The 25,098-nt window shown below is 53.4% G+C and carries 16 protein-coding genes; 5 read left to right on the top strand and 11 right to left on the bottom strand.

The genetic code is table 11. From position 1 onward, the window contains the following. Positions 1-6 precede the first annotated feature (6 nt). The gene (gene rlmKL / locus LCS67_RS14025; protein ID WP_001086490.1) at positions 7-2,115 is read right to left on the bottom strand and encodes a bifunctional 23S rRNA (guanine(2069)-N(7))-methyltransferase RlmK/23S rRNA (guanine(2445)-N(2))-methyltransferase RlmL; all 2,109 of its coding nucleotides are present in this window, start codon (positions 2,113-2,115) and stop codon (positions 7-9) included. A gap of 98 nt (positions 2,116-2,213) precedes the next feature. Between rlmKL and LCS67_RS14030 the strand changes: the two genes are divergently transcribed. Then, the gene (locus LCS67_RS14030; RefSeq protein ID WP_000224067.1) at positions 2,214-3,323 is read left to right on the top strand and encodes a YcbX family protein; all 1,110 of its coding nucleotides are present in this window, start codon (positions 2,214-2,216) and stop codon (positions 3,321-3,323) included. Here the strand turns inward: LCS67_RS14030 and zapC are convergent. The 3 genes from zapC to pepN form a co-directional block, all read right to left on the bottom strand. Next, positions 3,320-3,862 carry a cell division protein ZapC gene (gene zapC, locus LCS67_RS14035; protein ID WP_001220671.1) on the bottom strand — a complete coding sequence of 181 codons (543 nt, stop codon included), beginning with the start codon at positions 3,860-3,862 and terminating at the stop codon, positions 3,320-3,322. The genes LCS67_RS14030 and zapC overlap by 4 nt on opposite strands. Before the next feature lie 165 nt (positions 3,863-4,027). Further along, positions 4,028-5,038, bottom strand: a complete 1,011-nt coding sequence (pyrD, locus tag LCS67_RS14040; protein WP_031565074.1) for a quinone-dependent dihydroorotate dehydrogenase — start codon at positions 5,036-5,038, stop codon at positions 4,028-4,030. 207 nt (positions 5,039-5,245) lie between these two features. Beyond that, positions 5,246-7,858: an aminopeptidase N gene (gene pepN, locus LCS67_RS14045; RefSeq protein ID WP_001643736.1), complete on the bottom strand. Its 2,613-nt coding sequence runs from the start codon at positions 7,856-7,858 to the stop codon at positions 5,246-5,248. A 266-nt stretch (positions 7,859-8,124) separates the two neighbouring features. Between pepN and pncB the strand changes: the two genes are divergently transcribed. The 4 genes from pncB to aspC all read left to right on the top strand — a co-directional run bounded on the left by pncB (position 8,125) and on the right by aspC (position 13,970). After that, a complete protein-coding gene (gene pncB / locus LCS67_RS14050) occupies positions 8,125-9,327 on the top strand; it encodes a nicotinate phosphoribosyltransferase (RefSeq protein ID WP_000191405.1) in 1,203 nt (400 codons plus the stop codon). Between the two features lie 169 nt (positions 9,328-9,496). Then, positions 9,497-10,897 (top strand): asparagine--tRNA ligase, encoded by a 1,401-nt coding sequence (gene asnS, locus LCS67_RS14055; RefSeq protein ID WP_000117870.1) that lies wholly within the window; start codon positions 9,497-9,499, stop codon positions 10,895-10,897. Between the two features lie 606 nt (positions 10,898-11,503). After that, complete coding sequence (ompF, locus tag LCS67_RS14060) at positions 11,504-12,595, top strand: porin OmpF (protein ID WP_000977709.1); 1,092 nt, start codon at positions 11,504-11,506, stop codon at positions 12,593-12,595. 184 nt (positions 12,596-12,779) lie between these two features. Continuing rightward, positions 12,780-13,970 carry an aspartate transaminase gene (aspC, locus tag LCS67_RS14065; protein ID WP_000462649.1) on the top strand — a complete coding sequence of 397 codons (1,191 nt, stop codon included), beginning with the start codon at positions 12,780-12,782 and terminating at the stop codon, positions 13,968-13,970. Positions 13,971-14,031: 61 nt separating this feature from the next. Here the strand turns inward: aspC and LCS67_RS14070 are convergent, their stop codons facing one another. The 7 genes from LCS67_RS14070 to cmoM form a co-directional block, all read right to left on the bottom strand. Continuing rightward, entirely contained in the window at positions 14,032-14,679 is a 648-nt protein-coding gene (locus LCS67_RS14070; protein WP_001109471.1) for an MBL fold metallo-hydrolase, read from the bottom strand. A gap of 27 nt (positions 14,680-14,706) precedes the next feature. Next, positions 14,707-15,255: a YcbK family protein gene (locus LCS67_RS14075; protein ID WP_000357052.1), complete on the bottom strand. Its 549-nt coding sequence runs from the start codon at positions 15,253-15,255 to the stop codon at positions 14,707-14,709. Positions 15,256-15,515: 260 nt separating this feature from the next. Beyond that, entirely contained in the window at positions 15,516-17,363 is a 1,848-nt protein-coding gene (gene ldtD / locus LCS67_RS14080) for a L,D-transpeptidase (protein ID WP_000925894.1), read from the bottom strand. 344 nt (positions 17,364-17,707) lie between these two features. Continuing rightward, positions 17,708-22,174 (bottom strand): chromosome partition protein MukB, encoded by a 4,467-nt coding sequence (gene mukB / locus LCS67_RS14085; protein ID WP_076165875.1) that lies wholly within the window; start codon positions 22,172-22,174, stop codon positions 17,708-17,710. Further along, a complete protein-coding gene (gene mukE, locus LCS67_RS14090; protein WP_000060026.1) occupies positions 22,174-22,878 on the bottom strand; it encodes a chromosome partition protein MukE in 705 nt (234 codons plus the stop codon). Before mukE ends, mukB begins: the two co-directional genes overlap by 1 nt. After that, positions 22,859-24,181, bottom strand: coding sequence for a chromosome partition protein MukF (mukF, locus tag LCS67_RS14095; protein WP_100521878.1), 1,323 nt, complete (start codon positions 24,179-24,181; stop codon positions 22,859-22,861). Before mukF ends, mukE begins: the two co-directional genes overlap by 20 nt. Then, on the bottom strand, positions 24,174-24,977 hold the full coding sequence (cmoM, locus tag LCS67_RS14100) for a tRNA uridine 5-oxyacetic acid(34) methyltransferase CmoM (RefSeq protein WP_001154025.1): 804 nt from the start codon (positions 24,975-24,977) through the stop codon (positions 24,174-24,176). The genes mukF and cmoM overlap by 8 nt, the downstream gene beginning before the upstream one ends. Positions 24,978-25,098 lie beyond the last annotated feature (121 nt).

Consider the following 25,098-nt stretch of genomic DNA (forward strand, 5'->3'; position numbering starts at 1 on the left):
TTCCTTTCAGGCGGCGCGGATCAGCCAACAGTTATGAATCTGACGGTTACGGGCAAAATCCGGGGAAAGCGTTTTTTGCGTAATTTCTTGTGCGGTAAGCCCCAGCTCAGCCAGCCCTTCCAGATCCATACGGAATCCGCGCTTATTATTTGAGAACATGATGGTGCCGCCTTTACGCAGCAGGCGTTTTAAATCTTTCATTAACGCAACATGATCGCGCTGAACATCAAACGACTCTTCCATACGTTTTGAGTTAGAGAACGTTGGCGGATCGATAAAGATCAAATCGAACTGTTCATTCGCCTCGCGCAGCCAGCCCAGGCAGTCGGCCTGAATCAGGCGATGCGCGCGGCCACTCAGTCCGTTCAGACGCAAATTACGTTCGGCCCACTCCAGATAGGTGCGGGACATATCCACCGTTGTGGTGCTGCGCGCGCCGCCCAGCCCCGCATGTACGCTGGCGCTGCCGGTATAAGAAAAGAGATTCAGGAAATCTTTGCCTTTGCTCATTTCTCCCAGCATTCTGCGGGCAATACGGTGATCGAGGAACAGACCGGTGTCGAGATAATCCGTCAGATTTACCCATAAGCGCGCATTATATTCGCTGACCTCAAGGAACTCGCCCTTCTCGCTCATTTTCTGATACTGGTTTTTTCCTTTTTGTCGTTCACGGGTTTTTAACACCAGTTTATTCGGCGGAATACCGAGCACTGACAAGGTTGCCGCAATAATATCGAACAGACGTTGCCGCGCTTTTTGCGCATCCACCGTTTTCGGCGGCGCATATTCCTGAATCACTGCCCAGTCGCCGTAACGGTCTACCGCCACGTTATATTCCGGCAGGTCGGCATCATACAAGCGATAGCATTCAATCCCTTCCTGGCGCGCCCATTTCTCCAGCTTTTTAAGATTTTTACGCAGGCGATTAGCGTAATCTTCCGCCACCGTCGCCGGTTTACTGTCCGCCGTGGTTTCCGCAATATGATAGTTTTTCTGCACGCAGTCCAGCGGGCCATTCTTGGCTTTAAACTGTTTGTCGGCACGTAATTGCAGGCTGCCCAGCAAATCGGGCGAAGCGCTGAACAGCGACAGGTTCCAGCCGCCAAACTGATTTTTCATGGTACGGCCCAGCAGGCTGTGCAACGCAATCAGCGCCGGTTCGCTGTCCAGACGTTCGCCGTAAGGCGGGTTACTGATCACCGTACCATACGGGCCTTTCGGCAATGGATTACTCAGTTGCGCCACATCTTTCACTTCAAAGGTGATAAGCTCGCCGATACCGGCGCGACGGGCGTTGCTGCGCGCCCGCTCAATGACGCGCGCATCGCTGTCGGAACCGTAGAAATGAGAGGAATACTCCGCCAGTCCCTTACGCGCCCGGGTCTGCGCTTCGGCTTTCACTTCCTGCCAGATAGCCTCGTCATGCTGCGCCCAGCCGCTAAATCCCCAGTGACCACGGTGCAGGCCCGGCGCGCGATCGGTCGCCCACATCGCGGCCTCAATCAATAGTGTCCCCGAACCACACATAGGGTCGAGCAGCGGCGTACCGGGTTGCCAGCCGGAACGCATAACAATCGCTGCCGCCAGCGTCTCTTTAATTGGCGCCAGCCCGGTGCGATCGCGATAACCGCGCAGGTGCAGGCCATCACCACTGAGATCCAGCGCAATGCTGGCAGTTTCTTTATTCAGCCAGACGTTAATACGGAGGTCCGGCGATTCGCGGTCCACATTTGGACGCGGAAGATTTTTCCGCGTAAACGCATCGACAATCGCGTCTTTAACTTTCATCGCGCCATACTGACTATTACGGATGGTGTCGTTCAGGCCGCTGAAATGCACCGCAAACGTCGCGCCAGGATTAAAAATCTCTGTCCAGTTTATCGCCTGAACGCCGAGGTAAAGATCGAGATCGCTGTAGACCTTGCACTCACCCATCGGCAGGATAATACGCGAGGCCAGGCGGCTCCACATCAGGCTCTGGTAAATAAGCCGCGTGTCGCCCTGAAAATGGACCCCACCCTGAACAACCTGACACCCTACGGTGCCCAGTTTTTCCAGTTCAGTTTTTAACAGCTCTTCCAGCCCGCGGGCCGTACTGGCAAACAGAGAATTCATATTGTCACTTTTACGCTAAGAAAATTGTTGCGCATTATAGCTAATCTCACGCCCATGTCATAAAGTTGAAGGCTTATTTTCATTTGAGGGACTGTACGGTGGCGACGTTATCACGGCTCTTTATTCATCCGGTCAAATCCATGCGCGGCATTGGCCTGACTCATGCGCTGGCAGATATCAGCGGCCTGGCTTTTGATCGCATCTTCATGGTAACCGAGCCTGACGGCACATTTATTACCGCCCGCCAGTTTCCACAAATGGTACGTTTTACCCCCTCTCCCTTACACGACGGCCTTCATTTGACCGCGCCAGACGGTAATGGCGCGCTGGTTCGCTTTACGGATTTCACCCCACAGGATGCGCCGACCGAGGTCTGGGGAAACCATTTTACCGCTCGCGTCGCCCCGACGGCGATTAATCAATGGTTGAGCGGCTTTTTCTCCCGCGATGTCCAGTTGCGCTGGGTTGGGCCGCAGTTGACGCGCCGGGTTAAACGGCATAACGCGGTGCCGCTGGGATTTGCCGATGGCTACCCGTATTTATTGACCAACGAAGCCTCGCTGCGCGATCTGCAACAGCGTTGTCCGGCAGGCGTACAAATGGAACAATTCCGCCCAAACTTAGTGGTTTCCGGCGTAGCGGCCTGGGAGGAAGATAGCTGGAAAGTGCTTCGCATTGGCGATGTGATTTTTGACGTCGTGAAACCCTGTAGCCGCTGTATTTTTACGACCGTCAGCCCTGAAAAGGGGCAAAAACATCCTTCCGGAGAACCGCTGGCGACACTGCAAGCTTTTCGTACCGCCCAGGACAATGGCGATGTGGATTTCGGTCAGAATCTGATTGCCCGCAATAGCGGCGTCATTCGCGTCGGCGATGAAGTGGAGATTCTGGCGACAGCCCCAGCAAAAGCTTATGGCGCCACAACGGTCGACGACAGCGTTACGCCAGAGAAACACCCGGACGCGAGTGTAACCATCGACTGGCAGGGGCAAACCTTCTGCGGGAATAATCAACAGGTACTACTGGAACAGTTGGAGAATCAGGGGATTCGTATTCCGTATTCTTGCCGGGCTGGTATCTGTGGTTGCTGCCGGATACGTTTGCTGGAAGGCGAAGTAAGTCCGCTGAAAAAATCGGCTATGGGTGACGATGGTACGATTCTGAGCTGTAGCTGCGTGCCTAAGACCGCGTTACGACTGGAGAATTAAACCGCTTGTTCAAGGCTGAAACTGTGACAGTGAACCTGCGGTTTCAGCCTGTCGTTCATAATTTTAATCGCATCGCCAAGCTGCATGGTTCGGCCTGCTATCACCACGCCCGGCTGGGCCAGCAGACACAACGCGGCATTTTCTCCCGGCTCAACGACCAGCAAATTAACCTGTTCCGCCGTATCGCTTAACCAGACGCTTGCGGCATCGCCCGTTCCCGGGGTCCACATTTCGCCATGCGCCACAAAATGCCAGCTTTTTGGCATCTGCGGTTTGAGATAGCGAATCGCCACCAGCGCATTCAACACCAACTCCGCGCGTTGCTCTTTGGTTAATTCGAAATCCCGGCATTTTTCTTCAAAGGAAAAATAGAGCGCAGCGTCATCCACACAAAAACCGGTCGGGCAAAACGCGTCCGGCGTAAGCATTTTACGAGAGAAGCGCGAGCGAAAAAGCATACCATTGGCGAGATCGAGCATCATACGATCGTGCTCTTCATCATAATACCAGCGCCAGTTATCGTCAGGTTTAATTCGCATTACCTCTCTCCCGCTTTTAAGCAACTCGTAACAGCATTGTCCTTTTGCCGCTTCGTTTATTACCCCAATAATAAAAGCCTAAAATGTCTAAATAAGCAACAGTGGAGAAATATAAAACAACCAGCGCCGGAAATAAAGCCCTGGTTGTCTGATAAAGGCTAAAGTTTAGATGTGCGTTACGATTTCTTTAATCAATGGCGGGCCTTTAAAAATAAAGCCGGAATAAATTTGTACCAGCGTAGCTCCTGCCACTATCTTCTCGCGCGCGGCGATAACTGAGTCAATGCCGCCGACGCCGATAATAGGCAATTGTCCTTTTAACTCCTGGGATAAACGGCGAATAATTTCTGTGCTTTTTAATTGTAATGGCCGGCCACTTAATCCCCCCGTTTGCTGGCAATTTTTCATTCCTTGTACCAGAGAACGATCGAGGGTGGTATTTGTCGCAATCACCCCATCAATATTATGACGAAGCAGGCTATCGGCAACCTGGATCAATTCCTCTTCACAAAGATCCGGCGCGATCTTTACTGCTACCGGCACATATTTATGATGGATCGCCTGAAGATCGTTTTGCTTATTTTTAATGGCAGTTAACAGATCGTCCAGCGCATCACCATACTGGAGCGTACGTAGCCCTGGCGTATTCGGCGAAGAAATATTAATGGCGATATAACCCGCATAAGCATAGACTTTTTCCATACAAATCAGGTAGTCATCTTTGCCATTTTCGACAGGCGTATCTTTATTTTTACCGATGTTAATTCCCAGAATACCATCAAAATGGGCTTTTTTAACATTCTCGACCAGGTTATCGACGCCCAGATTATTAAAGCCCATCCGATTGATCAGACCTTCAGCATCCACCAGACGAAAAAGACGCGGCTTATCGTTACCCGGCTGTGGGCGCGGCGTCACGGTGCCGATTTCCAGGGAGCCAAACCCCATCGCGCCTAACGCGTCGATGCACTCCCCGTCTTTATCCAGACCGGCAGCCAGCCCCAGTGGATTTTTAAAGGTAAGTCCCATGCAGGTAACCGGCTTTGTCGGTACTTTCTGGCGCACCAGCGCTTCCAGCGGCGTACCTGTAATGCGGCGTAATTGTTGAAATGTAAATTCATGAGCGCGCTCTGGATCGAGCTGGAAAAGGGCTTTACGAACGAAGGGATAGTACATGAACTCTCCTGGATTCCCGGTGTGCAAACCGGGGGCGTATTATGGGCGATAACAAAGCAAAAGGGAATTGACCTACGGCAATAAATAGCAATCGTTTTCCTTCATTCTCACTTCACGTTTCGCCAGCGAGCGTCATCGTCCGGCAAAAAAATGCCCGGCAGCGCTAACGCTTACCGGGCATGTCTTACCTCTTTATAGCAGATACTGTCAGGCTAACGCTTTAGTTATCTTCTCGTACAGATCGCCGGAAAGATTCTCCAGTCCTTTTAACTGCTCCAGCGCCGCACGCATTTTCTCCTGACGCTTATCATCATAACGTTTCAGACGAATCAGCGGTTCAATGAGGCGAGATGCTACCTGCGGGTTACGGCTATTCAGATCGGTCAGCATCTCGACCAGGAACTGGTATCCGCTACCGTCTTGCGCATGGAACGCCGCCGGGTTGCTGCCAGCAAATGCGCCAATTAATGAACGGATGCGGTTCGGGTTGCTCATACTGAAAGAACGGTGTTTGAGCAGGCCGCGTACGGTTTCCAGTACATTTTCCGCCGGGCTTGTGGATTGCAGGATAAACCATTTATCCATCACCAGGCCGTCCTGATGCCACTTATCGTCATACTCCTGCATCAGCATATCGCGGCACGGCAACTGCGCCGCCACCGCAGCAGACAGGGCCGCCAGCGCATCGGTCATATTATTGGCGTCGCGATACTGTTTGCTGACCAGCGTATTAGCCAGCTCCGTCTCACCAAACGCCAGGAAGCGCAGGCAAGCATTGCGCAGCGTGCGCTTACCGATATCGCCGTGATCAACACGATACTCATCCAGATGATTGGCGTTATAGATAGCCAGGAACTCATCCGCCAGTTCTGCCGCCAGCGTACGCGTTAGCGCTTCACGAACTTGCGCAATAGCGATCGGGTCGATGACCTCAAACAGCTCCGCAATTTCATTGGCCGAAGGCAGCGTTAAAATTTCTGCGGCCAACGCCGGATCGATTTTCTCATCCAACAGTACTGCACGGAACGCATCAGCGACATGCACCGGAAGCGATAGCGGTTGCCCCTGCTGATGACGCGCCACATTCAGTTTAATGTATGTGGCCAGCAGGCTTTGCGCCGCATCCCAACGGGAGAAATCATTGCGCGCATGGCGCATCAGGAACGTCAACTGCTGATCGCTCCATTTATATTCCAGTTTCACCGGCGCTGAAAACTCGCACAGCAAGGCCGGAACAGGCTGGAAGTAGACATTATCGAAGGTAAATGTCTGCTCCGCCTGCGTGACGTTCAGCACAGCGTTGACCGGATGACCGCCTTTTTGCAACGGAATGACGTTGCCTTCGTTATCGTACAGTTCGATGGCGAATGGAATATGCAGCGGCTGCTTCTCCGCCTGATCCGCCGTCGCCGGAGTGCGCTGGCTGATGGTCAACGTGTACTGCTCGGTTTCCGGATTATAATCATCTTTTACCGTTACAATCGGCGTGCCGGACTGACTGTACCAGCGGCGGAAATGGGACAAATCGACATTAGAAGCATCTTCCATCGCCTGTACGAAGTCATCACACGTCGCGGCGCTGCCGTCATGGCGCTCAAAATAAAGCTGCATCCCCTTCTGGAAATTTTCCTCACCCAGCAACGTGTGGATCATGCGAATGACTTCCGCACCCTTTTCATAAACGGTGAGGGTGTAGAAGTTATTCATTTCGATTACTTTATCCGGGCGGATAGGATGCGCCATCGGGCTGGCGTCTTCCGCGAATTGTAAACCGCGCATGGTACGCACGTTACTGATGCGGTTCACCGCGCGTGACCCCAAATCAGAGCTAAACTCCTGATCGCGGAACACGGTTAGCCCCTCTTTCAGGCTCAACTGGAACCAGTCGCGGCAGGTGACGCGGTTGCCGGTCCAGTTGTGGAAATACTCATGGCCTATCACGCGCTCAATATCGAGATAATCTTTATCCGTCGCGGTATCGGTTCGCGCCAGCACGTATTTGGAGTTAAAGATATTGAGACCTTTATTCTCCATCGCGCCCATATTAAAGAAATCCACCGCGACAATCATATAGATGTCGAGGTCATATTCGAGCCCAAAACGCGTTTCATCCCATTTCATGGAATTTTTCAGCGAGGTCATTGCCCACGGCGCGCGATCCAGATTGCCACGGTCAACGTACAGTTCTAACGCGACTTCACGCCCGGAGCGGGTGGTAAAGGTATCGCGCAGCACGTCAAAATCACCGGCCACCAGCGCAAACAGATAACACGGTTTCGGGAACGGATCTTGCCACTGAACCCAGTGACGGCCATTCTCCAGTTCGCCCTGCGCAACACGGTTGCCATTGGAGAGCAGGAAGGGATATTTGCTTTTATCGGCAATAATTTTGGTGGTAAATCGCGCCAGTACGTCCGGGCGGTCAAGATACCAGGTAATATGGCGGAAGCCCTCCGCTTCACACTGGGTACAGAGCGCATCGCCGGACTGGTACAATCCTTCCAGCGCCGTATTCGCCGCCGGACTTACCTCGTTGACAATGCGTAACGTAAAACGCTCTGGCAGGTCGCGGATGATAAGCGCGCCCTCTTCTTCCTTATATGCTGTCCACGGCGCATCGTTGACGTGGATAGATACCAGCGTTAAATCTTCCCCATCAAGGCGAAGAGGCGCATCAGGCGCGCCATGACGAACAGCCTGGCTTATTGCGGTGACCACGGTTTTTTCGGCATCGAGGTCAAAGGTCAAGTCAATATCAGTAATCTGGTAATCCGGCGCGCGATAGTCATGGCGGTATTTGGCTTGTGGCTGTTGTGTCATAAAAAACCTTTCGCATCTTTGTGTAGAGTGTCGACTCCAGTCTATTCCTGTTGCGCAAATCGCGCTACGCAGAATGTTCATCTTTTCAGGCACAAACGGCCTCTTTGCTACATTTTTATAACATGGGGCACGAAATGCGCTCGACCCTAAAGACAGCTTATGGTGTGATCGGGGTTCAATAAATCGCTAAACAAGGTATACTCCAGCGGTTTTCTTAGTTGTTTATTGTACTAAACGCTCCCGTGAGAGGACGCTACAGCGCACCTATGACACAATTCGCTTCTCCTGTTCTGCACTCGTTGCTGGATACAGATGCTTATAAGTTGCATATGCAGCAAGCCGTTTTTCACCACTACTATGATGTGCAGGTAGCGGCTGAGTTTCGTTGCCGTGGCGACGACCTGCTGGGTATTTATGCCGATGCTATTCGCGAGCAGGTGGACGCGATGCAGCACCTGCGCCTCCAGGAGGACGAGTTCCAGTGGCTCTCCGGCCTGCCCTTTTTTAAACCGGATTATCTGAACTGGTTACGCGAGTTTCGCTATAACCCAGCTCAAGTCTGTGTCACCAACGATAACGGCAAGCTGAATATTCGCTTAACCGGCCCGTGGCGTGAAGTCATTATGTGGGAAGTGCCGCTGCTGGCTGTGATCAGTGAGCTGGTTCATCACTACCGCTCGCCAAACGCGGGCGTTGATCAGGCGCTCGACGCGCTGGAAAGTAAGCTGGTTGATTTCACTGCGTTAACCGCCAATCTCGATATGTCCCGCTTCCACCTGATGGACTTCGGCACCCGCCGCCGTTTCTCTCGTGAAGTGCAGCAGGCGATAGTTAAACGTCTCCAGCAAGAGTCATGGTTCGTCGGCACCAGCAACTATGATCTCGCGCGTCGCCTGGCGCTGACGCCGATGGGCACTCAGGCGCACGAATGGTTCCAGGCGCATCAACAAATCAGTCCGGACCTGGCGACCAGTCAGCGTGCCGCGTTGGCCGCCTGGCTTAACGAATATCCGGACCAGCTTGGTATCGCATTGACAGATTGCATTACAATGGATGCGTTTTTACGCGATTTCGGCATTGAATTCGCCAGCCGTTATCAGGGGTTACGCCACGACTCAGGAGACCCTGTCGCATGGGGCGAAAAGGCGATTGCCCATTATGAAAAGCTGGGGATTGATCCGCTGACAAAAACGCTGGTCTTTTCAGATAACCTTGATCTGCAAAAGGCGGTCGAGCTCTATCGCCATTTCGCCTCTCGCGTGCAGTTAAGCTTCGGCATCGGTACCCGCCTGACCTGCGATATCCCTCAGGTAAAACCGCTCAATATTGTGATTAAACTCGTGGAATGTAACGGAAAGCCGGTGGCTAAACTTTCCGACAGCCCCGGTAAAACGATCTGTCATGATAAAGCGTTTGTGCGCGCGCTGCGTAAAGCCTTTGATCTCCCGCAGATCCGCAAAGCCAGTTAATTCTTTCCAGGGAGCCTGCCTGGGCTCCTTTTTCAGGTTTATTTCCGAAATCTTTCACTTCAGCTGCGATTTCTGCTTGTCTGATTGCAGATGCCAGGTAACATAGGAATACCCCCATTTCGGGTGGACAAGTGTTTATTTTTTCCGACTATTAACTAGAGAGAATATTATGAGCGTTGTGCCTGTAGCCGACGTACTCCAGGGCCGTGTAGCCGTTGACCAAGAAGTCACCGTGCGCGGATGGGTGCGTACCCGCCGAGATTCAAAAGCTGGCATCTCCTTCCTCGCCGTTTATGACGGCTCCTGCTTTGATCCTGTACAGGCTGTCATTAATAATTCTCTGCCCAATTATAATGAAGAAGTATTACACCTGACGACAGGCTGCTCCGTGGTAGTAACAGGTAAGGTTGTCGCGTCGCCGGGACAGGGGCAAAGTTTCGAAATCCAGGCCACGAAAGTAGAGGTTGCAGGCTGGGTGGAAGATCCGGATACCTACCCGATGGCGGCAAAACGCCATAGCATTGAGTATCTGCGTGAGGTCGCGCATCTGCGCCCGCGCACCAACCTGATTGGCGCGGTAGCGCGCGTCCGCCATACTCTGGCGCAGGCGCTGCATCGCTTCTTCGATGAGCAGGGTTTCTTTTGGGTCTCTACCCCGCTGATTACCGCTTCCGATACCGAAGGCGCTGGCGAAATGTTCCGCGTTTCAACGCTGGATCTGGAAAACCTGCCGCGTAACGACCAGGGCAGAGTAGATTTTGACAAAGACTTTTTTGGCAAAGAATCATTCCTGACCGTCTCCGGCCAGCTCAACGGTGAAACGTATGCCTGTGCGCTGTCCAAAATCTATACTTTTGGGCCGACCTTCCGCGCGGAAAATTCCAACACCAGCCGCCACCTGGCGGAGTTCTGGATGCTGGAGCCGGAAGTGGCGTTCGCCGATCTGGAAGACAACGCCCGTCTGGCGGAAGCCATGCTGAAATATGTCTTCAACGCGGTTCTGGAAGAGCGTGCGGATGACATGAAGTTCTTTGCCGAACGCGTGGATAAAGACGCTATCGCTCGTCTGGAGCGTTTTGTCTCTACCGACTTCGCTCAGGTGGATTACACCGATGCGGTCGCCATTCTGGAACGCTGTGGTAAGACATTTGAAAACCCGGTGTTCTGGGGCGTCGACCTCTCTTCCGAACACGAACGTTATCTGGCGGAAGAGCATTTCAAAGCGCCGGTAGTGGTGAAAAACTATCCGAAGGAAATTAAAGCGTTTTACATGCGCCTTAACGAAGATGGCAAAACCGTGGCGGCCATGGATGTGCTGGCGCCAGGAATCGGCGAAATCATCGGTGGTTCCCAGCGTGAAGAGCGTCTGGATGTGCTGGATGCCCGTATGGCCGAAATGGGGCTGAATAAAGAGGATTACTGGTGGTATCGCGACTTGCGTCGCTACGGTACTGTACCGCATTCCGGCTTTGGCCTGGGCTTTGAACGCCTTATCGCTTACGTCACGGGCGTGCAAAACGTGCGCGATGTTATTCCGTTCCCACGGACCCCACGCAACGCCAGCTTCTGATTTTTACGTCACACTCAAGGCCAGCTATGCTGGCCTTTTTTTTCGCCTGAATGTCAGTTTTATTATCAATAAGTAAATAAATTTAATTACAACCCTCTGAATTACCACATCTTGTTACTGTATATTTCACGAAAATATTTACACATAAAAATTAATCCTTAATTTTATTGCGGATTAGATTTTTCTGTTCTAATAGCACAATTTTTAACCACAATTTCAGACATCAAGACTTCCAAATGGCTATTTTTATGAAATAGCTCGCCTGCTGCTTTTTCAGACACAACGGTTCTACAAGCCAATAATTGCAATAAAATCATAGTGATAAAAGAAAAACGATCAAATCAAAGCGAGAACTCAGGGGAAGTTTGACGTTGTTCACAAAGTTCCGCGAAAATAACATTTGTTTACATATTTTTTCCTTTTGAAACTAAATCTTTATATTTGTAGCACTTTCACGGTAGCGAAACGTTAGTTTGAATGGAAAGATGCCTGTCAGACACATAAAGACACCAAACTCTCATCAATATTTCTGTAAAGTTTTATTGACGGAATTTATTGACGGCAGTGGCAGGTGTCATATAAAAAAACCAATGAGGGTAATAAATAATGATGAAGCGCAAAATCCTGGCAGCGGTGATCCCTGCCCTGCTGGCTGCTGCAACTGCAAACGCAGCAGAAATTTATAATAAAGATGGTAATAAGCTGGATCTGTACGGTAAAGCCGTGGGTCGTCACGTATGGACAACGACCGGCGATAGCAAAAATGCCGACCAGACTTATGCCCAGATTGGTTTTAAAGGGGAAACGCAGATTAACACCGATCTGACCGGTTTCGGTCAGTGGGAATACCGTACTAAAGCAGACCGCGCTGAAGGCGAACAGCAGAACTCGAATCTGGTCCGTCTGGCTTTCGCGGGTTTGAAATACGCGGAAGTGGGTTCAATCGATTATGGTCGTAATTACGGTATCGTTTACGATGTTGAATCCTATACCGATATGGCCCCCTACTTCTCCGGCGAAACCTGGGGTGGCGCCTATACCGATAACTACATGACCAGCCGTGCTGGCGGTTTGTTGACCTATCGTAACTCTGACTTCTTTGGTCTGGTGGACGGTCTCTCTTTCGGTATCCAGTATCAGGGTAAAAATCAGGACAACCACAGCATTAACTCTCAGAATGGCGATGGCGTAGGTTACACCATGGCATATGAGTTCGACGGCTTTGGCGTCACCGCAGCGTACAGCAACAGCAAGCGTACTAACGACCAGCAGGATCGCGATGGTAATGGCGATCGCGCAGAATCGTGGGCCGTTGGCGCGAAATATGATGCAAACAACGTCTACCTGGCTGCCGTATATGCTGAAACCCGCAATATGAGCATTGTTGAAAATACGGTTACCGATACCGTGGAAATGGCAAACAAAACGCAGAACCTGGAAGTGGTCGCTCAGTACCAGTTTGACTTCGGCCTGCGTCCGGCAATCTCGTATGTGCAGAGTAAAGGTAAGCAGTTGAACGGCGCCGACGGCTCGGCCGATCTGGCGAAATATATTCAGGCGGGCGCGACTTACTACTTCAACAAAAACATGAACGTATGGGTTGACTACCGTTTCAACCTGCTGGACGAAAACGACTATAGCTCCAGCTACGTTGGCACCGACGATCAGGCGGCTGTCGGTATTACTTACCAGTTCTGATCAGCAGACCCCTTTGTTTTATGCCTCAAAAACAGGACTTCGGTCCTGTTTTTTTATCTCTCTTAGAGAAAATGTGCGTCTTTCAAAAACAGGCGGGCTTTTTAGCGCTAACGGTTGGCATTTTGTAAATCTGCCGTTAACCTGATAGCGGATTTCCCTTCTGTAACTATAATGGAACCTCGTCATGTTTGAGAACATAACCGCCGCTCCTGCCGACCCAATTTTGGGCCTGGCCGATCTGTTTCGCGCCGATGACCGTCCAGGGAAAATTAACCTTGGCATTGGCGTATATAAAGATGAAACCGGCAAAACACCGGTGCTCACCAGCGTTAAAAAAGCCGAGCAGTATTTACTGGAAAATGAAACGACGAAAAACTATCTCGGCATTGACGGGATTCCGGAATTTGCTCGCTGCACTCAGGAACTGCTGTTCGGCAAAGGCAGCGCGCTGATTAACGATAAGCGCGCACGCACGGCGCAAACGCCGGGCGGTACCGGCGCGTTACGCATTGCCGCCGACTTTTTGGCAAAAAATACTCCGGTAAAACGGGTGTGGGTGAGCAACCCCAGCTGGCCGAACCACAAAAGCGTGTTTAACGCTGCCGGCCTGGAAGTTCGGGAGTACGCTTACTACGATGCGGAAAATCACACGCTGGATTTTGAAGCGTTACAAGCCAGCCTGAACGAAGCTCAGGCCGGCGATGTGGTTCTGTTCCACGGTTGCTGTCATAACCCAACCGGCATTGACCCTACTCTGGAACAGTGGCAGGTTCTGGCTGAGCTTTCCGTTGAAAAAGGGTGGCTGCCGCTATTCGATTTCGCTTACCAGGGCTTTGCCCGCGGCCTGGAAGAAGATGCGGAAGGTCTGCGCGCCTTTGCCGCGCTGCATAAAGAGCTCATTGTCGCCAGCTCCTACTCCAAAAACTTCGGCTTATATAATGAACGCGTCGGCGCCTGCACCCTCGTTGCCGCCGATGCGGAAACCGTGGATCGCGCTTTTAGCCAGATGAAATCCGCCATTCGCGCTAACTACTCCAACCCGCCAGCGCACGGCGCGTCCATCGTCGCGACTATCCTGAGTAATGACGCCCTGCGCGCGATCTGGGAACAGGAACTGACGGATATGCGCCAGCGTATTCAGCGTATGCGTCAACTGTTCGTGAATACCTTGCAGGAAAAAGGCGCGAACCGTGACTTCAGCTTTATTATCAAGCAGAACGGGATGTTCTCATTCAGCGGTCTGACCAAAGATCAGGTGCTGCGTCTGCGTGAAGAGTTCGGCGTTTATGCCGTGGCTTCTGGTCGCGTGAACGTGGCGGGCATGACCCCGGATAATATGGCGCCGCTGTGCGAAGCCATTGTCGCGGTACTGTAAAAAGCTGCCGACTGGCGTGACCGATAAAAAAGCCTGCACATTGCAGGCTTTTTCATTCTGCTTACCAGACCGGCATCTCATCTTGCAGGAAGGGATTATGCAGACGCTCGTACCCGAGCGTAGAGAGCGGGCCGTGGCCAGGAATAAAGGTCACATCATCGCCAAGCGGCAACAATTTACGCTTAATGGCGTCAATCAACTGGGTGTGATCGCCGCGAGGGAAATCGCTGCGCCCGACGCCACCTTTGAAAATCACATCGCCGGAGATCAGCAGTTGCGACTGTTCATCAAAGAAAACCACGTGTCCCGGCGTGTGTCCCGGACAATGTAACACCTGTAACGTCACATTCCCTACGCTGACGCGATCGCCGTCGTTCAGCCAGCGATCAGGCGTCAGCGGCTGACACTCATCCAGACCAAACATGCGGCTTTGCGCCGGCAGCCCTTGCAGCCAGAACTCATCTTCTTTTTCCGGACCGATAACAGGAACGCCGTAATGCTGCGCCAGTTCACTCGCCGCGCCGACATGATCGAGATGCCCATGCGTGAGTAAAATTTGCATCAACGTCACGCCGCTGGCGTCCACTTCCTGTTTAATTTTTTCCGCGTCGCCGCCCGGATCGACCAGCGCCGCCAGCCGGGTTTGTTCGCACCAGATTAATGAGCAGTTCTGGGAGAACGCGGTGACCGGAATAATACGATAGTTCATACTGCTCCTTTGATTAAGCCTCGCTGATTACCAGTGCCGCGCCGGCCCGGTATCAATATGCACAAAGTTACTACGTGGGTAATATCCTACACCACCTGCGCGCATAGATAACGCCGCTTTGCGAATATTGCTCAGCGCCACGCCCTCAATATGAAAATCCATCGCCTGCCCTTTTGTATGGTAGCTTTTTTTCGCTACGCCGCTGCTACGGGCGCGTAATTCATTATTGGTATCAAGAGAACGGTAGCCCGAGATGAGCTGCACAGGTTTACGCGTCCCTAACAGCCCCTGAAGTCGGTAAAGTTGGTCAAACAGGCGGGGATCGATTGATCGGACTTTATTCGCGCGATAGTCACGGAAAAAATGGTTTAACTTTGCTAATTCATCCTGAATGTAGGCTCTTCCATCGAAAAACTCCGCCTTGATTGACTCTCCGGTATGGAGATTGTTTAACGTCAAAATGCGCGGGCGTGGGGTCGAGAGTGTGGCAAACGCTGGCGCGGGCAGGATGGCGGCGCCGAGAGCGACACCACCAAGCGCCAGCAGCTTGCGGCGATTAGCGTCAAATTTGTCCATGATAATCAGGTCTACAGGTCAATGTTATCGTTAATACACTTCTACCTTTAAGCAGACATGATACCGGCTGGCACAGACTTCTGAACGGCCCGGTCGACTTAAAGGTTGTTGTATATGCACTTCTGGCGCACGAAAGGCACCTTAACTGCCGATAAAGCCCGCGTCAAGATGGCCCTCCCCCAGCCACAACGGGGGGTCTACAGCGAAACGCCCCGTTGAAGCCAAACATTAGGACAACATATTTACCAGAACTTCTTCATTTACCTGATTAATTGTTCAACCTTTGGCACAATTTGTGCGCTGGATCGCGCTGTGAGATCGTAATTGTAAATATCTGTACGATATTGCATACGTCCATCTGCGCCGACAAACGCGGTCAGATAGTAAAGATTTACTGGAATGTTCTGCCGGATATTGACATACCGCGTGTCGCCTTGCTTCAGGGCGCCTGAGATCCGCGCATCGTTCCAGCCAGCATCCTGCAAGAGCATATTCGCCAGTTCAGAGGCCTTATTGACCCGCACGCAGCCGGAACTTAACGCCCTGGCGTCACGCTGAAAGAGAGTATGGTTGGGCGTATCGTGCAGATAGATCGCATCTGAACTCGGCATATTAAATTTATAACGCCCCAGCGAATTGTGCGCGCCTGGCGCCTGCTGGAAACGGAACGGAAGATTCGATGGCGTAATGGTGGCCCAGTCAACCTGCCACGGATCGATCGCTTCTTTGCTGTTCCAGCCGCGCATCACGGTGTAGCCATGGCGCTCCAGATAGCCTGGGTCATTCCACACCTTCGGTAAAATGTCTTTACGCGCAAGCGTGGGCGGAACGTTCCACGGCGGGTTCACCACCACATTATTCAGCGCGCTGCTCATCATCGGCGTTTTACGGTCAGGACGCCCGACGATCACCCTCGAAGCCAGCACCTGGTTGCCATTCTGATAGTAGACCAGCGAATAAGCGGGAATGTTTACCATAATACCGGTAGAGAGTTCCGCCGGCAGCAGGCGTAAACGTTGGATATTCAGTGCCAGTACGCCTGCGCGTTGCGCGGGGGTCATATTAAGCCAGTTACGCGTCGCCGGGCCAATAACGCCATCCGCCCCCAGCCCTTGCCATGCCTGAAAACGCTTTACCGCCTCGACCAGTTCACGATCGTAGGCGCGTGCCGCCGGAGCCGACTTACTACGGCGGGCCGTTTGTTCGTCGACCGGCTGCGCCACCGATGTTTCGACTACCGCGGCGGAGGGGCTGACGACGGCGCTATCAGCAGTGTTATCGCCGGGTAAGGCTATCTTTGGACCGCCATCCAGCGTCCCCGTACGCTGTAATATTTCGCGCAGCGCAGGCACATCGTTACTCCATTGCCCCGGGCGCAGCGTCGCGGTATTGGTCAACTGCGGCCACGGGCGAGAGTCCGCCACCAGCTTCAGTAGCGCGTCATGCATGGGCGCATACTGTGGATGCTGCGGCGCCAGGCTGGCGATATACATCGGCAACTGCCCCTCTTCCAGCGCGATTTGCCACTGGTTAATCACCGAGACTGGCGGCGTCGCCAATGCGTAAGGTTTGTTGCTATATAACCAGCGCTGGCCTTTGACGGGGATATTCGCAATGAAATGGAGATAGCCCATCATGGCGTCTGACAACACAACATCGCGCGCCATACCGTTTACGGCGGGATCGGTCAACAATGCCACCCAGGCGGTAAACTGCGGCTGGAATCCGGCAATCGCCACCTCCGCCAACTGTTGCTGGAAGGCTTTCACCGCATCGCGATTATCCCACATGGGCTTCATGTCGCGCGCGGCATACAGCAATGTTAGCTGGCTCATATAGACCGGCGTATAGCCGGAAGGAAGCTGCGACTGTAAATCAGCCCGGACTTTCTCGGCTGAAACGCCCTCCGGCAGCGGCTGAATCCCGGCCATAATCGCCGTCGCGGCGGATTGCTTCTGCGGCCCAGCCTGATCCGTCGCGGCAACGGCGCTATCGCCAGGTATCATTTCAGGCTCATCGGCCTGCGCATTGAACAGTGGAGCGAATGTTACGGCCAGGCATAAACTGATTGCCGACAGACAACGACCACACATCTTGTTAAGCAACATCCCTTGCCCCCTGTTTTCGTTATCATACTCCGCATGACTGTGCTGCCCGCAGCGCGGGTCAACCTCAACCGATGCTTTTGTTTAGTATGACGAGTCAGCCTGCTCACTCGTCAGGCTTAACTCCAGTATATAAAGTTCGTTACGTTTTTGCCTAACCTAATGTAAAGAAGTTTAAAGAAAATGCACTACCCGGAGAGATTTTTCAGATAAAGAAAAAGGCGGCTTTCGCCGCCCCAGGGTAATGATAAAGCAGAACTTGTTGTGCCGGATGGCGGCGTAACCGACTTATCCGGCCTTGCCTGATAAACGAGGCGCCATCGGGCACTTCATTATTTCTGCCGTATTTAACTCGCTTCTGAAGGCGTATCTTCCGTCCGCGTACCGGGAAGCGTTTCCGGAAGCTGCGGCGCAAAGCCACGCAGCCCGACAACATGAACATGCTCAGTATTCTGAAACACTTTACGCACCAGTTTATACGTCGTGCCCTTCTCCGGACTGATGTTTTCCGGCGCGGCGATGATGAGCTGCATCTGCAAACGTTCGCATAGTTCAAACAGCGTGGCGATAGAGCGCGCATCCAGACGCGCCGCTTCATCGAGGAACAGCAGGCGACATGGCGAAATATCTTTCCCGCGCAGTCTGCGCGCTTCGTCTTCCCAGCTTTGCACCACCATCACCAGAATTGACATCCCGGTCCCGATAGCTTCACCCGTGGATAGCGCGCCGGATTCCGCACGCAGCCAGCCGTCAGACCCACGGTTAACTTCAACTTCCATTTCCAGATAGTTACGGTAGTCCAGCAACTCCTCGCCGATGGTCTGCGGCGTGCGTTGCCCCATATCGATCTGCGGATTCAGACGCTGGTACAGTTTCGCCAGCGCTTCAGAGAAGGTCAGACGATTGCTGTTAAACAGATCCTGGTGCTGCTCTTGCTGTTCTGAAAGCACATCCAGCAAGGTGGCATGCGTTTCACGCACGTTGACGTTTAACCGCACGCTATTCACCTGGCCAAACGAGACGCTTTGCAAACCCTGGTTCAGCATACGAATACGGTTCTGCTCACGCTGGATAGTCTTGCGGATGATGTTTGCCACGCTGCGGGAACTGATCGCCAGCTTTTGCTCACGCGATGTCAGCTCTTCCGTCAGACGGCTCAGCTCAATCTCCATTTGTTCAATGGCTTCAACCGGATCGTCGGTACGAATAATATCCTGACGAATACGTTCGCGCAGATGCTGGTAAACGGCCACAAAGAACTGGATTTTACGTTCCGGGCGTTTCGGATCTTCCGACAGACGCAATACGTCGCGCAGATGTTCGTTATCCGCGACGGCCAGGCGCAGCGCGCCCAACGCCTTATCCGACATGGAGCGCAGTTCATCCGCCGACAGATAAGCCAGCTCACGACGGTGCAGACGGCGTTCCACGCCATTGTCTTTCACCATCCGCATGACTGCGCACCAGCCGGCTTTCGCGGTTACGACCTGCTCGCGCATTTCATGATAATCGCGCTCCAGCTTGCGCAGCTTACGGGTCAGGTTCTCCATCTCCGCTTCGCAGAAAGTGAGCGCTTTCTCAAGCTGATTGCGACGCGAACGGTTATTGCTCAACTGAGCGTGCAGTTCATCGCGACGCTGGCGAGCGCGCTCTTCCGCCCCGCTATCGGCGCGAACGCCAATATCCTGTAATTCGCGCTGCAAATCGTTAAGCAGCTCTTTTTTCGTGTCGTAAGAGCTTTTTAGCGAGGCCAGGACCTGGCTGTACTGACTTAACTGCGCGGCATGGCTGCGCAGCGCTTCGCGGGCGCGGGTACGCTCGGCTTCCGCCTGCTCCAGCCGCTGGCGCAGCTTTTCGTTGAGATCGCTGTTGCCGCTCAACATTTCCGCCGAGTCGGAATAGCTGAAATGCGCCCGACGTTCGACGACTTCAGCCAGCGCAAAAGCCTGCTGGCGCGCGTCGCGCTGCATTTGCTGCGACCATGCATAGTCTTCTTTTAACTGCTCAAACTGTTCCGGATCGCTTTGCAGAACGGAAACCACCGGCTCCAGTTTGGCTAACTGGTTGCCATATTGCTGCACAAATCGCGCCGCTTCCTGCGCCTCATCCAACCGTTCCTGAATTTCATCGACCCGATCGGCCAGCGTTTCATCGGCCAATAAATTCAGCCGCGGCAGCAAACGGTTAAGCGCGGAAACGCCCTCTTTCGCCTGCTCAAACTGAAGGCGCTGCTGCTGGTTGTCGCTTTCATGCGTCGCCAGCGCGCGCTCCAGTTCGACGCGACGCCCGTTCAGTCGGCGAATTTCCGCTTCCGGATCGTCCTCAAAAGCAACGGAAAGGTGGCTGCCGATAAAACGGCTGAACGCCTGGTGCAAACGCTGGGTTTTCTGAACGTCAAACGAGAGCGTGGCAAAGCGCTCGGAAAGCACTTCCCGTTCCGCATGGAGACTTTCAATACGGTTCTCGCGCGCCGCGCGGCCAAAAATAGGCAGCGACGGGAAACGCGAATAACGCCACTGACGGTCGGCAATTTTCACGACCACCGCCTTTTCCAGCTCGTCAACGCTGAATACGCTGTCATCAAAAGACTGCGGATCGCCTTCGATCAGGTACAGATCTTCCGGGCAGTCGGTCAGACCTTCAAGCTGTTCGGCTATTTGCGATAAATCCGGTACGACGATCGCATGGCGCGACGGGCCATACAGTGCGGAAAAGTACGGCGCATCTTCAAGACTGACATCATCGTAGATTTCCGACAGCAGTACCCCGCCAAAACGCTCCGCCAGCGCATTCAAACGCTGATCTTCCGCGCCGCCCGGCTGGCTTAAACGTTCGATCTCTTCATCAACCGCATTTTTACGCGCGCCCACTTCGTCGCGTTCGACAATGGCTTCGCGCTCACGCTCCAGCAGCTGTTGCAGGTATTCGGTCACTTCCTGGCTGGACGTAAACTCCTCGCCACACTGTTCGCTAAGCTGGTTAAGGCTGTTTTGCGCCGCCAGCCAGACAGGAGCGCGTTGCATCAGATGCTGGATACGGGATTGAAGCTGCTCCTGCTCCTGACGCAAGGCCATACGCTGTTCGCTGGCTGACGATACGCTATCAGACAAGGACGCGATGCGGGCTTCCAGCTCCTGATGCAGCCCTTCCAGTTCGTCAATATCAAAATTTTTGCCCTGTCGCTTACAGAACTCCGCCAGCAGACGTTCCGCCTCTTGCTGCTCGCGCAGCCGCTGTTCCAGTTCGCTCAGGCGCATCCGCAGCGGCTGTACCTGTTCCGCCAGATGACGCTGGTTCACGCCGTCCCGTAACAGCTCGCGCGCCACGTCCCAGGCTTCGCTACGTGCCAGCGGGCCGTTGATCGCCGCCACCAGCTGATAAGCCTGCTCAAACTGGCTGTGCGCGGTTTGCGCCACGCTCATTTTTTGTTCCAACGACAACAGTTTTTCCGTAGCTTCCTGCTCTTTTGCCTGGAAAGTATCCAGCCATTCGGCGGCGCTTTCCGGCGTTAGATCCGGCAGATGGCAAAGTTCTTTAGCGCGGGCGAGCGCTGATATCGCCTGGTTATACTGAATCGCGCGCGTTTGCTGTACATCCAGCGCCTGCTGGTAATCCGCAAGCTGGCTTTTGAGTTCATCGACTTCCAGCTCGGCGGCTTCGGCACGCGCTTCATTTTCGTCCTGCATTTCGGCGGCTTCCGCCACCACTTCATTTTGCTCTTCGAGTCGAATCTGCAGCTCTTCAAGATCCGCTTCGTAGCGTTCAATTTTTTCCTGCTGGCGCAGCGCGGTTTGCACCAGATTCAGGTGATCGCTCGCCGCCTGATAATCCGCTTCCAGAGAACCTTCGGCGCCGTTATGTTCGCCCAACTCACGGGCCATATCGACGTGCTTGTACTGCTCCGCCGCCAGTTGTTTGCGCGATGTGTACAGTTCGCGTCGAAACGCCAACGCCTGATCAAGGTGAACCCGACGCTCATTGGCGTGGCGCATATAATCCGCCGCCACATAATCGGTGGCTTCGCTGATCAAATGCTTAAACAGATCGCGATCGGATTGGGTAACACGAATCGCTTCCAGCGTGAGTCGGTTCTCGCGCAGCGCCGCTTCCATATCCTGGAACGCCTTGCGCACGCCGCTGTTTTCCGGCAATAAATAATCGCGTAGCGATCGGGTAATGGCGCTGGAGATCCCGCCGTACAGCGAGGCCTCTATCAAACGATAGAATTTACTACGATCGGAAGCGGAGCGCAGACGACGGGCGATAATCCCTAAGTCAAACATCAGCGAATGATAATCGGTGATGGAGTTAAACTGCTTAAACTGCACGCCTTCCATCTCGTCAAGCTTGTCTTTCAACTCAGCAAGCGACAGTACGCGCGCCTGACGTTCGTTTAATGTCTCCGTCACCAGTTGTGTCGGCTGTACCGACATCGGCAGCCCCTGGATAGCGAACGGTTTGATGTCCACTTTGCGATCGCGCCCAGCGACCTGCTGCAGACGCACGCCAACCACCACCCGCTGATGGCGGGAATTAATGGTGTCGAGCATGGAGTAACAGACGCCCGCCTTCAGCTTACCGTGCAGACCTTTATCGCGCGAACCGCTGGTGGCGCCGGCTTCCGTGGTGTTACGAAAGTGCAGTAATGTAAGATCCGGGATCAGCGCCGTGACGAACGCCGCCATCGTCGTGGATTTCCCGGCGCCGTTGCCCCCGGATAACGTCGTGACCAGTTCATCCAGGTCAAAAGTGCGGGCAAAAAAACCGTTCCAGTTAATCAGCGTTAGCGAGCGAAATTTACCGCGTTCAATCATTATTCTTCCTCTCCACTGTCCGGCTGATTCTCTTCGGTCTCATCATTAAGTTGCAGATGGTTTTCAATGGGCATCGCTTCCCCGTCGCGGATGAGACGACGCTGCGCCTCGCGAGGATCGTCGCCGGTGCGGACATCCGCGCCAAAGCGGAAGACCGATTCGGTAATGCGGAATTTGCTGCTATCGTGGCCCATAAACCATACCATGCCCAAACGACGCAGGCGGTTCAAAGAAGAACGCACCTTTTCCTGCAGTTTCTGACGATCAACGTCAGATCCCGTCGAGCGGTTATTCACCAGCTTTAGCAGTTTGGCTTCGTCCGCAAGGGTAAGCAGCTCGTCGTACAACTCCTGCTGAGTAAAGATCCCTTCGTTAGCCAGACGCTCCGGGCTAAGATAGAGGTAGCAGAGAATTTTACCGACCATCATATCCAGTTCGGATAACACCGAGCGCGGGATAAGCGTGGTAGAACGCGGACGCAGGTAGAAGAACCCCTCCGGCGCGCGAATCAGTTCCACGTTATAACGCGCGTAAAACTCTTCCAGGTATTCCTGAAAATCCATCAGAAAGGCATGATTATCCAGTTCGTCCAGCCCGATGTGGCGGCCCGAACGTAATGCGCTATCCAGCGCCGGAAATAACGGATTCGCCAGCGCCTGCGCCAGCTTAACCGGCATCACTTGTTCAATATTTGTCAATGACATGCGCCTGTACCTTGGCTCCGTAATCATTAATCGGCTGCCATTTGGCTGGCAGTCCGGTGAAATCTGCTTGCGCTACGCCAAGACGTACCGCTTGATCGATAACAATACGCGCCACGTCGAAATGACGCGCGCGCGGGTATTGCGCCAGATACTCGCGCACCACCAGCCCAAGATCCAGTGGCGTTTGTCTGGTTTTGTAGATAGCCAGCTGTTCTTCAATGATGGCCGCTAACTGCTCGCGGATCTCGTTAAACTCTTCATATTCCAGATCCGGCGGCAACTCCCCGGTGACTTCATCGTCACGCAACGCCATCTCTTCATCGCGCATATCCAGCAGACGATCGGCATTCGCGTAGGTTAGCGCCCACGGATCGTCAAAATAAGTCTGCACGGACTGGCGCAACCGCTGGGCGAAGACACGGTTTTTATCCATATCGATCGCGGTACGGATAAATTTATGCACGTGACGATCGTAGCCGATCCATAAATCAATAGACTGTTGACCCCAACTGATAATGCGGTCAAGTTTACTTTGTAAGTCAAACACCAGCCTGTCGACAAAATGCAGATCGTCGTGCGTCATCGTGGCATCCTGAATGCGCAGCAGGTTAGCCTGCAGCTTATCGCCCGCCGCCTCCAGCGTATCCTGCAATTCGCGCAGCGTACCGGACGTTTCGGAAAGCAGCAGTTCACAGCTGGAAATCGCCGCCCGCCAGTCTTTATTCAGCAGTTGTGCGATATCGTCTTTCACCTGCTGCTGCTGTTCATCCATGATGCGCTGGGTGAGATCGATACTGTCGAAAATCTCCGCCACCGAATATTTCAATGGCGCGTAAACGTTGCGATGCCAGTGGAACTCATCGCCACCCTCCGCTGCCGCATCCGCCGCGCGCTTCAATTCGCCGGCCACAATCGACAACTGCATAGAAAGACGCAGCGTAGAGAATTCGCGTTGACGAATGTAGTAATCGGTGATGCCAATCCCGAGCGGGGTTAATCGGTAAATCGCATTGCCTTCCGCCTGCTCGCTGGTAAAGCGGTTCAGCAGACGTTGACGCACCATATCGTTAATCGCGTTGTTCGCGCGCACGCCGATGGTTTCGCTGGTTTGCTTAAACGCATCACTCACATGGCGGAATGCATCCACCAGCTCACCTTCACTCATCTCGCCGTCAAGGCGTTCGCCGTTCAACGTGGCGACCGCCAGCAGAAAGGAAAGTCTGTCTACCGGCAGCGAGATGGAAAAGTCGTTTTTTCTGGCCCAGGCAACCAGTTCGGGGACTGTCTGGGAAAATTCACTCATAGGTTATCCTTGCATCTGCGGCTAGCGCCGGGCTTTTAATCGCGGTGACATGAATGTAGCGCCCAAGGCTAATATACGGCTCCTGGCGGCAATAACGCGTTTCCAGTTCGACCAGGGTCTCATAACAGTCACGCTGCTGGTGTTTTTCACGCAGATAATCATGAAACACACGCACGCCGGTTTTACCGGTAATCTGCCAGCCAATCGCCTCCAGCCACTGGTACACCTGCGCGGGATCGCGCGGGTAGTCAGGCGACAGCGTGCGCTTCTTGCGTTTAGGCATCCCCGCCTGCACGTAGTCAAAATTACCCGCCACCATATTGTGCATCAGCAAACCGTTAGCGTTATAGAACATCAACGACAGCGCGCCGCCAGGGCGCAATACTGACCAGAGCGTTTCTAATACGCCGACAGGATCGGCTACCCACTCCAGCACAGCATGAAACAATATCAGATCAACCGGGCTTTCCAAATGCGAAGCGACGTCCTGAGCCGGGCATTGTATAAAATGCATGTCTTTGCTCACACCTTTTGCCTCGGCCGCCTGCCGCGCGCGGGCGATCATTTCGCCAGACAGATCGCATAACGTCACCTGATGGCCGCGTTCCGCCATCTTAATCGCCGTTTGCCCTTCGCCGCCGCCGGCATCCAGTACCCGCAGTTTTCGCCCGCCAATCTCCTCCAGCACGCGATCCAGGTCTTGCCACAGAATGGCTTGCCGTAGTTGTCCTTTGGTCGTGCCGTAAATGTTACGGGAAAACTTTTCAGCAATGTCATCAAAATTGCGATCCTGCATCGGACTCTCCACAGGCTGGCTTAGGCGTTATCTGATAAAACCGCTATTTTGTCACAGCCACGGCGAGAATGAACCTGTCTGGTGTAATATCATCGTTAATCCTCCGCTATATGGTTAAAAA

Source organism: Salmonella sp. A7 (genome assembly GCF_020181675.1).
GTDB classification, from domain to species: domain Bacteria; phylum Pseudomonadota; class Gammaproteobacteria; order Enterobacterales; family Enterobacteriaceae; genus Salmonella; species Salmonella enterica.

Bases quoted from the DNA above. Each gene is read 5' to 3' on its own strand.
- rlmKL (WP_001086490.1), bottom strand. From the start codon at position 2,115: ATGAATTCTCTGTTTGCCAGTACGGCCCGCGGGCTGGAAGAGCTGTTA.
- zapC (WP_001220671.1), bottom strand. From the start codon at position 3,862: ATGCGAATTAAACCTGACGATAACTGGCGCTGGTATTATGATGAAGAG.
- pyrD (WP_031565074.1), bottom strand. From the start codon at position 5,038: ATGTACTATCCCTTCGTTCGTAAAGCCCTTTTCCAGCTCGATCCAGAG.
- pepN (WP_001643736.1), bottom strand. From the start codon at position 7,858: ATGACACAACAGCCACAAGCCAAATACCGCCATGACTATCGCGCGCCG.
- pncB (WP_000191405.1), top strand. From the start codon at position 8,125: ATGACACAATTCGCTTCTCCTGTTCTGCACTCGTTGCTGGATACAGAT.
- asnS (WP_000117870.1), top strand. From the start codon at position 9,497: ATGAGCGTTGTGCCTGTAGCCGACGTACTCCAGGGCCGTGTAGCCGTT.
- ompF (WP_000977709.1), top strand. From the start codon at position 11,504: ATGATGAAGCGCAAAATCCTGGCAGCGGTGATCCCTGCCCTGCTGGCT.
- aspC (WP_000462649.1), top strand. From the start codon at position 12,780: ATGTTTGAGAACATAACCGCCGCTCCTGCCGACCCAATTTTGGGCCTG.
- LCS67_RS14070 (WP_001109471.1), bottom strand. From the start codon at position 14,679: ATGAACTATCGTATTATTCCGGTCACCGCGTTCTCCCAGAACTGCTCA.
- LCS67_RS14075 (WP_000357052.1), bottom strand. From the start codon at position 15,255: ATGGACAAATTTGACGCTAATCGCCGCAAGCTGCTGGCGCTTGGTGGT.
- ldtD (WP_000925894.1), bottom strand. From the start codon at position 17,363: ATGTTGCTTAACAAGATGTGTGGTCGTTGTCTGTCGGCAATCAGTTTA.
- mukB (WP_076165875.1), bottom strand. From the start codon at position 22,174: ATGATTGAACGCGGTAAATTTCGCTCGCTAACGCTGATTAACTGGAAC.
- mukE (WP_000060026.1), bottom strand. From the start codon at position 22,878: ATGTCATTGACAAATATTGAACAAGTGATGCCGGTTAAGCTGGCGCAG.
- mukF (WP_100521878.1), bottom strand. From the start codon at position 24,181: ATGAGTGAATTTTCCCAGACAGTCCCCGAACTGGTTGCCTGGGCCAGA.
- cmoM (WP_001154025.1), bottom strand. From the start codon at position 24,977: ATGCAGGATCGCAATTTTGATGACATTGCTGAAAAGTTTTCCCGTAAC.